Source organism: Spirosoma sp., assembly GCF_048594605.1.
Classification (GTDB): domain Bacteria; phylum Bacteroidota; class Bacteroidia; order Cytophagales; family Spirosomataceae; genus Spirosoma.
Window position 1 is genome coordinate 20,301 of sequence record NZ_JBMDWV010000027.1, and the last position, 7,774, is coordinate 28,074.

4 protein-coding genes and 1 pseudogene are annotated in these 7,774 nt (G+C 52.0%); all 5 read left to right on the forward strand.

The features are described 5' to 3' along the window. Positions 1–106 precede the first annotated feature (106 nt). On the forward strand, positions 107–1,462 hold the full coding sequence (locus tag ACOJS8_RS01370) for an enolase C-terminal domain-like protein (RefSeq protein ID WP_420146730.1): 1,356 nt from the start codon (positions 107–109) through the stop codon (positions 1,460–1,462). A gap of 119 nt (positions 1,463–1,581) precedes the next feature. Continuing rightward, positions 1,582–2,826 carry a galactonate dehydratase gene (gene dgoD / locus ACOJS8_RS01375; RefSeq protein WP_420146731.1) on the forward strand — a complete coding sequence of 415 codons (1,245 nt, stop codon included), beginning with the start codon at positions 1,582–1,584 and terminating at the stop codon, positions 2,824–2,826. Between the two features lie 71 nt (positions 2,827–2,897). Next, entirely contained in the window at positions 2,898–5,888 is a 2,991-nt protein-coding gene (locus ACOJS8_RS01380; RefSeq protein WP_420146732.1) for a SusC/RagA family TonB-linked outer membrane protein, read from the forward strand. A gap of 16 nt (positions 5,889–5,904) precedes the next feature. Beyond that, positions 5,905–7,383, forward strand: a complete 1,479-nt coding sequence (locus ACOJS8_RS01385; RefSeq protein WP_420146733.1) for a RagB/SusD family nutrient uptake outer membrane protein — start codon at positions 5,905–5,907, stop codon at positions 7,381–7,383. 61 nt (positions 7,384–7,444) lie between these two features. After that, positions 7,445–7,774 (forward strand): annotated as a pseudogene (locus ACOJS8_RS01390) (hypothetical protein); the annotation flags it as partial.

Genomic DNA, 7,774 nt, shown 5'->3' on the forward strand with positions numbered 1-7,774 from the left:
CAAACGCATTCTTCACCCTTAAAGTAGGTTTCGGGGTGAAGGATGCTCGAATATTCACTTTGCTTTCTCATACGTTTTTTAACTCAACCCTTTTACCATTTCTCTCATGAATAAACCTGATCAAAGCCGCCGTGACACGTTAAAAATGCTTGGTTTCGGCTCTTCGGCTGGTCTATTGGGCCTGTTCGGTGGCCCATCAACGGCGGAAGCCCGCGAACAACAAGGTACCCCTCAGTACGCTGTCGGTGCCCCGCCGGTCAAAATCAAATCGGTCAAAGCCATCGCTACGGCTCCGCAGGGCTCTAACCTGATTGTAGTGAAAGTCGAAACCACAGAACCGGGACTTTATGGCCTGGGCTGCGCTACGTTCACCCAGCGGGCTGCGGTGGTGGTGGTAGCCATCAATACGTATCTCAACGAGTTCTGCGTCGGTAAAGACGTTGACAACATCGAAGATATCTGGCAGGGCGCTTACGTTAGTTCCTACTGGCGGAACGGCCCCGTACTTAACAACGCCCTCTCCGGCCTGGACCAGGCGTTGTGGGACATCAAAGGCAAACGCGCCAAGATGCCCGTCTATCAACTGCTGGGCGGTAAGGTTCGCTTCGCCATTCCCTGCTATACCCACGCGGGCGGCAACACGCCCGAAGCAGCCGCCGAAAGTGTCAAGAAGTTCATGGAACAGGGCTTTAAGCACATTCGTATTCAGCAGGGCGGCTATGGAGCCGTTGGTGCTACGTCCGATAAACCGGACTTCAAAGCTGCGGGTTTCGGGGGCGAAACGGATAACTACATGAACGTGCAGCTTTACCTCAAATCTGTTCCGAAAATGTTTGAGGTAGTACGCAAGCAGTGTGGCGAAGAGGTCGAACTACTACATGACATCCACGAGCGAGTGCAACCCATAGAAGCCATCAATATGATCAAGAAGGTGGAAGAATACCGTCCCTTCTTCATCGAAGATCCATTCTCTCCCGAAAATATGAAGTGGTTTGCCCAGCTTCGCCAAGTTACTTCAGTGCCGATCGCGATGGGCGAATTATTCAATAATGTTAATGAGTTTAAAGAACCGATGGTCAATCAGTGGTTCGATTTTATCCGAATTCACGTTTCGCAGATTGGGGGGATTACGCCAGCCATGAAGGTAGCCCGGCTGGGTGAGTGGTTCAACGTACGCACCGCCTGGCACGGCCCGGGCGACGTATCGCCGGTAGGTCACGCAGCACATGCCCACATTGATCTGGCTGTCTGGAATTTTGGAATTCAGGAAGCGGTGTCGTTTTCCGACAAAATGAAAGAGGTATTCAGTGGCTGCCCAACAATGGACAAAGGCTACATGTCGGTCAACGAGGTTCCTGGTATCGGCGTAGACATCAACGAGAAAGAAGCCGCTAAATACCCGATCACCACTAAATCCAACTGGCAGGTTCGGAAAATGGACGGGACACTCATTCGTCCCTAAATCGAAGCTTTCTTACGATATATAGGGCCGGATTTAAGCATCCGGTCCTATCCAAAAAAGTATTTTTCTACGCAAGCTTAATCGATTAAACCCAAAACGCAGTTTTACTCTAAATCCTGATGAAATTTCCCCAGAAAAAGGGTGTATCCCGACGTAGCGCAATCCAGTCGGTACTGGGTATTGCCGGTATGAGTACAATGGTTCTGCCCGAATCGTCGTACGCTTCCAGTCCCGGGCAGTTTCGGGACTACAGCAAGGTGAAAATCACAAAACTGGAAACCTTTCTGGTCAAACCTCGCTGGATTTTCCTAAAAATCCATACCGACGTAGGCATCGTCGGCCTCGGAGAACCGCTGCTGGAAGGGCGCGCCCTTACGATTCAGACGGCGATCAAAGAGGTTGAGCCGTATCTGATCGGCAAAGACCCGCGGGCGGTGGTGCATCATTGGCAGGCTATTTATCGCCATGCTTTTTATCGGGGAGGACCGATTCTGACGAGTGCGCTAAGCGGTATCGATCACGCTTTGTGGGACATCAAAGGCAAACTCCTCAACGTACCCGTTTACGAGCTTTTCGGTGGTCCCACCCGCGATCGCGTGCGTGTGTACGGTCGCGCCAGTAATGCCGAAGACATGAAGAAACGGAAAGCCGAAGGGTACACGGTCATTAAAACGGGCGTAGCTAAAAAGAATCCGGCCAACATTGTCGAAAACCCAAAATTCATCAAATACGCCATCGACAATTTTGCTTCTCTGCGCGAAGCAGGTGGCGACGATATGGACATTGCCATCGACTTTCACGGTGCTATTCCGCCACAAACGTCGAAGCTGTTGATCAAGGAGTTAGAGCCCTATAAACCGATGTTTGTGGAAGAGCCGGTTCAGGCGCAGAACGTCGATATACTGGCCGACATTGCCCGGGGTACGCACCTACCCATTGCTGCCGGTGAACGAATTTTTACGAAGTGGGGATTCCGTGAATTACTCGAAAAACGAGCGGTCAGTATTGTTCAGCCCGACCTATGTCATGCGGGTGGCATTACGGAAGGACGTATCATCGCAGCGATGGCCGAAGCGTACTACGTTCCCGTAGCTCCGCACAATCCGATGGGCCCAATTTCCCTCGCGGCAGGTCTTCATCTGGCAGCCAGCGTTCCGAATTTCCTTGTACAGGAGCAGGTTTCGCTGGGCGATGGCTACATCAAGAATCCATTCAAACTGCAAAGCGATGGTACGGTACTCATTCCGAAAGGGCCAGGTTTGGGTATTGAACTGGACGAGGCCCAGATGAAAGACAAGATTGGCCACGACTGGAAAAACCCCGAATCGTATAACGCGCTCGATGGCTCAGTGGTGGACTGGTAATATCATAATGCAGGTGGCCGCTGCGGTGAGACCCGCCTGATAACCAACAATTCCTAATCAATTCCATTTTCATGAAAAACTCTCTAAAATTCCTTGTCTTATTTCTGCTGCTTGGCCAAGGCTACGTCTTTGCGCAGGGCAGCCGAATTACCGGACGCGTTACCGGCCCCGACAATCAGGGACTTCCCGGTGTCAATGTTCAGGTCAGTGGTACAACCGTCGGAACATCGTCAGATGCTTCAGGAAATTTCGCGCTTAACGCTGCCAGCACGGCATCGCTGGTGTTTTCGAATATCGGTTACGTGAGCCAAACCGTCCCGGTGAATGGACGTAGCGTGATCAATATTCAACTGGAGGAAGACCAGAAAACCCTGAGTGAAGTGGTTGTAGTAGGGTACGGTACGCAGCGCAAAACGGACGTAACGGGTGCCTTGAGCGCCATTTCGACCAAAGAATTTGCGCAACAGCCCATCACCCGGCTTGATCAGGTTCTCCAGGGTCGGGTAGCGGGGGTTCAGGTGAACCAGACCAACGGAGCGCCGGGTGGTGATGCCCGCGTTCGGATTCGGGGCGCCAACTCCGTACTGGGCAATAACAACCCGCTCTATATCGTCGATGGATACATTGGGGCGGATTTCAACTTCGTAAATCCAAGCGATATCGAAACGATTCAGGTGTTGAAAGATGCATCCGCTACCTCGATCTATGGAAGTCGGGGCGCTAATGGCGTAATTATCATCACAACAAAAAAAGGCACGCGCGGCCTAAAGGTCAATTACGAAGGGCAGTTCAGTACATCGGAAGTGATTAAACGTTACGACGTATTACCAGCGGGCGAGTTTGCCGAAATCGTGAACGCTCGATCGACGGCCGTTGGTACAACCCCACCGTTTACTGCCGATCAGATTGCGCAGTACAAACAGAACGGCGGTACCGACTGGCAAAGCCTTGTTTTCCGCAATGGTACGGGTCAGCAACATCAGCTCACCGTATCGGGTGGGGGCGAAAAAACGACCTACCTAGTATCGGGCAATTACCTGAATCAGAACGGAATCGTGAATAATAGTGGCTTTAAACGATACATCCTTCGTAGTAACATCAACACGCAGGTCAATGACAAACTATCGTTTCGGGTAAACCTCTGGGGCACACGTACCGAAAATCACAATACACTCGATGGTGGCGCCATTACGCAGGCTCTCGCCTGGGCCCCTACTACGCCCGCTTACGGCGCCGACGGTCAGCCCACCTTCACCGATCCAATTGGTTCCGTGTATCGTAACCCGTTGGATTACCTTTATGATCAGTCGATTGATACCCGGCGCTCCAGCCTGAACCTGAACGCAGGTATCAACTACAAGCTTCCCATCAAAGGGCTGTCGCTTGATTTACAATATGCGGTCAACTACCTGAATGCACAGAACCTGAACCTGTCGGGCAAGCGGATCACCAACAATGTCCCGAACGCATCGCGGTATTCGTCGGAACAGGTAACGCTACAAAATACCAATAACCTGACCTACGACGTAAAATTCGGCGATCACTCCATTAACGCCGTAGCGGTGCTGGAGACCCAGCAGTTTACGGATCGGAACTTCACCGCCAGCGCTTCAGGGCTACGTTTTCCGCAGTTAGGCTACGATAATATCGGTGGCAATACGGCGGCCACGGTGGCATCTGGTTATCAGAAGTGGACGCTGTTTTCGTTGCTGGGACGTATCAACTACGGCTACAAAGACAAATATCTGGTCACGGCGGCTGTTCGGCGCGATGGTTCGTCCAAGTTTGGACCATCCAATAAGTACAGTGTTTTCCCATCGCTCGCTCTTGGCTGGCGGTTATCGGAAGAGGAGTTCATCAAAAACCTGAACGTATTTAGTAACCTGAAACTTCGTGGAAGCTGGGGATTGACAGGTAGCCAGGCGCTCGGTGCCTACTCTACCTTATCGACGTACGGCAACATCGTATCAGCGTTTAACAACACGGCCGCTACGGCGGGGGTAATCCTGGGCAACCCTGGCAATCCGGACCTGAAATGGGAAACTACCCGTCAGATTGACGCGGGTCTGGAAATGGAATTCTGGAATGGTCGTTTACGTATCGAAGCTGATTATTTCAAGAAAAACACCGTCGATCTGCTGCTGAACGTAGCGATTCCGAGCTATGCCGGTGGTGGTACACAAGCGCGCAACGTAGGGGAAGTTGAAAACAAAGGCTTTGAATTTTCGATCGGTGGTACGCCCATTGACAAAGCCGGATTCCGCTGGGAGACAAACCTGAATTTCGCTACGTTACAGAACAAAGTTCTCGATCTGGGTAACTACCCTCGTTTAGGAACAGGAACAGGCGTTGGTGGTGGTATGTCGACAACGAATGAATTTATGCTCATGCCAGGAGAACCGCTGGGTTCGTACTGGGGTTTAAAATACCTGGGTACCTGGAAACCCGGCGAAGCTGATCAGGCAGCCCGACAGGGACGTGTACCGGGCGATCCACATTATCAGGACTTAAACAGCGATAACACCATTACAACTGACGATTTCCAGATCATTGGCCGGGCTTTCCCCAAAGCAACGGGCGGCTGGAACAACACCTTTACGTACAAAGCCCTGACCCTGAACGTGTTCTTCAACGGCGTGTTTGGCGTTGATAAACTTAACTACACCCGCGCAGCAGCTTTGTCGGGCGCGGGCGATGCGCGCCAGTTCATTCTGTCCGAAATTCGGGATTACTACCGTCCGGGCAACGAAACGTCGGATGTTCCAGCCTTTACGAGAACCTATCAGCCCTTCACACAGTCGAGCCGGTTCCTGGAAGATGGTAGCTTTGTTCGGTTAAAGAACGTTACGTTGTCATATAACGTACCAACCGTATTTATAAATAATAAAGCGACGCTACGGGTATTTGCCAGTGCGACCAACCTGTTGACGATCACGAAATACAAAGGTCCAGACCCAGAATCAGCCCGGGTTGGTTCGGGTACTGATACAGCCATCGGTATCGACTATGGTTCGTATCCAAACGCCAAACAATACACGCTCGGTATCAATCTCGGCTTCTAAACTCATTTACGAAATCATGAAAAAATTACTCATAGTTGGTATAGCGGCTCTACTCACAGCAGGCTGCAAAGGCTACCTGGAAGAAGATACAACCGGCCTATTATACGGCGGAAACGTACTCTCTACACAGGATGGATTAGAGTCTGCCCTGACCGGCGCTTATCGGGGACTGGGCACTCAGTGGACGTGGGGATTCCTGCATCCGTCGGCCAATGCGGCAACGCTTGGCAGCGACGACGTAACGACTCACCCAGCCAGTAACAAAGCCGACTGGCGCGAGTTTGATCAATTTAACGTATCGACCACAAACCAGCGTTCGGGCGCCGTCTACAACGGTTGCTACAAAGCGATTCAGGGGGCCAACAACGTCATAAACAACTACGCGAAAACCACCGGCACGAAAGCGACAATCGATATTATTGCGGGCGAAGCGTTCTTCATCCGTGGCTTTTCGTACTACTGGCTGACGCGTTTTTACGGCAATATTCCGCTGGTTACGGCTGGCGAATATTCGGCCGATCTGCTGACTATGAAGAAATCGACTCCGGCAGAGGTGTATGCGTTGATCGTTGAGGATCTAAAAAAGGCGGAAACCATGCTGCCCAACACCCGTCGCGAGCCCGGTCGGCCCAATGCGGGGTCGGCCAAGGCGTTTCTGGCCGATGTATACTTAACAATGGCTGGCTGGCCGTTGAAGCAAACTGACAAATACGAACTGGCCGCAGCAAAGGCAAAAGAAGTGATCGACAACCGCGCTACGTATGGTTTTTCGCTGATGCCGACCTTTGCTGAGGTGTTCGCCAATGATCCGGCAGTTGCCATCATTCCAGAATCAGTTTTTCAGATTAACGGGTTTACGGGCGGCAGCGGCACCGCTAATGCTACGTATGGTAACACGACGATGCCCGGCGAAGAAGGCGGTTGGGACGACATGTTCGCGGAACTGAACTTCTTTAAAAATTTCCCCGAAGGACCGCGCAAAACCGCTACGTTCCGCACTGAATTTGGTCTGGGCGCTACCAAAATTCCCTGGCAGAACAGTCTGACCAAGCACCCGTATTACCAGAAGTGGTACATTAAAGGCAACATTGTTACGTCCAGCATTTCGCTGCCTACGGTGATGATGCGCTACCCGCACGTGTTGACCATTTATGCCGAAGCCAAAGCACGTAGTGCCAGCGGCCCTGATCAGGCGGCTTACGACGCTCTGAATGCCGTTCGGTCGCGTGGGCTACCCACCGGAGCGAAGATTTTATCGCCAGCCGATGGGCTGACGGCCGCTCAGTTCGCTGATGCGGTGGTTCAGGAACGTGCCTGGGAATTTGCCTGCGAACGGACTCGCTGGTTCGATCTGGTACGTCTGGAGCAGGTAGAAGCCGCCAACGCTGCCAAAAGTCCGGAGGATCTACAACCAATCAAACCAATCACAAAGGCTAATTACTGGTTTACACTACCGTATACCGATACGTCGATCAATCCGAATCTGAATCAATAGAGCAGAATAGACCCGTGAGGTTTGTGAAAACCTTACGGGTCTTTACCAACACCGTTGCGCTGTGAAAACGACTCTCCTCTCCGCCTGTGCGTTGCTTGGCCTGGCGACCCGCCTGCCCCTAGCCGACTTTCCGCAGACCACTTTGTCGAACGGGCTGATCCAGACAACGCTGTATCTTCCCGATAGCAGTCAAGGGTATTACCGGGGCACCCGCTTCGACTGGTCGGGCGCGTTCAAAAACCTCGAATACAATAGCCACAGCTTCGTGGAGCCCTGGTTCGAGCATTACGATCCGAAGCTGCACGATGCCATTAGTGGCCCCGTGGAAGAATTCACGCCACTAGGTTATGCTGAAGCGAAGCCTGGTGATACGTTCGTAAAAATTGGCGTT